General features: G+C 63.0%; 2 protein-coding genes. One reads left to right on the top strand and one right to left on the bottom strand.

Annotated features, from left to right (window positions below; genetic code table 11):
- On the bottom strand, positions 1-303 hold a 303-nt coding region (locus ACEN88_RS31750), incomplete at its 3' end, for a tetratricopeptide repeat protein (RefSeq protein ID WP_413346150.1).
- Positions 304-522: 219 nt separating this feature from the next.
- Between ACEN88_RS31750 and ACEN88_RS31745 the strand changes: the two genes are divergently transcribed.
- Positions 523-1,381 (top strand): hypothetical protein (locus ACEN88_RS31745; RefSeq protein ID WP_413346149.1); only part of this gene is annotated, 859 nt, incomplete at its 3' end.

Here is a 1,381-nt window from a genome sequence, read left to right as displayed (position 1 = left end):
CGCATGGCCCCGGTCCAGCGCCTGCCGGGCTTCCTTTTCGGCCGTCGTGCTGTCGCCCAGGTCGAGGTAGACCTGGGCGAGCTGGTAGCGCGTGTCCGCACTGCGCGGGTCGGCGTCCAGCGCATTCTTGAGGACGATGAGGGCACCGCGGAAATCCCCGTTCGCGCGCAATTGCGCAGCGTGGGCCCGCTGCTGCTCCGCCGTCTGCTGCTTGCAGGCCGGAAGCGCGGCGGCGAGAACAACGGCCACGAGGACGGCGGCCAGGCGGCTGGTGCGCGGAGGTGGGGAGGCTCGGGAGAACATCGCTGATCTTGTTATAGATGAATGGTGCATTTTCGTGGGGCAAGGCCGTTTATGGCAAGCAAAACCCGACGGGCATGACCGCAATACCACGCCACCGCGACTAGTTGTAAAAAGATCACGGCTCTTATGGATAATAAATAATTTATTTACAAGTTAAGTTTATCCGTGGCATGATACGACTTGATACTGGTCAACGTGTAAATATATCCGGGAGAGTCTGTGAAAAAAGCGATCAAGCTGGCCGTTTCGGCTGCATTCATCCTCGGCGCCAGCCAGGGGTGGGCCGCGACCATCACCGACTCCGGCGTCACCGCCTATTATGGCTACGACAACCAGGGCGCCGCGGACGTCATCGGCGGCACCCAATACAATATTTCCAAGGCGACGATCGCGCGCGCCGGGAGTGTGCTGACCATCACGATCAACACGAGCTTCGCGGGCAAGGCGGGCGTCAGCCCGACGTGGGGCAAGGACGGCCTGACCGGTGCGACCGGCAAGGGCATCGGCTACGGCGACGTGTTCCTGTCCGACACGTGGAATGCCGCCGGCACCGAAGCCAATCACTACACCCCCGACAACGCCACCAAGGGCACCGTCTGGGACTACGGCTTCGCGCTCGACAACCGCTGGAACAACAAGGGCGGCGACTTCAAGCTGTACGCCCTGAACGGCGCGACCAACGCGCAGAACATCCTCAATTCGAACAGCTACATCAAGTGCTCGAACTGCAACTACCGCGAGAACGAGGAAACGGCCGTGAACACCAACTCGTCCACGGTCAAGGACACGGGCCTGTCCGGCAAATGGGCCGTCTCGACCGGCGCCCTGACGTTCACCATCAACCTCTCCGGTTCGGAACTGATGGACTACAGCTCGTTCGCGATGCACTGGGGCGAGACCTGCCAGAACGACGTCCTCGAAGGCGTGGCCATGGGCGTGCACGTCCCGCTGCCGGGCTCGTCGAGGTGGCCGACACGCGGCTGTACCGTGCCAAGGGGGCGGGACGCAACCGGATTGCCGGCAGCGCCGGCTGAAAGGAATCAGACGGCCGCTGCGCCTGGGGGCAGTGCGCCCGGAG

This window comes from Massilia sp. CT11-108, assembly GCF_047302915.1.
GTDB classification, from domain to species: Bacteria; Pseudomonadota; Gammaproteobacteria; order Burkholderiales; family Burkholderiaceae_D; genus Telluria; species Telluria orientalis.
Note: the sequence above shows the minus strand (reverse complement) of the source record. Positions and strands in the feature narration are given on the sequence as shown.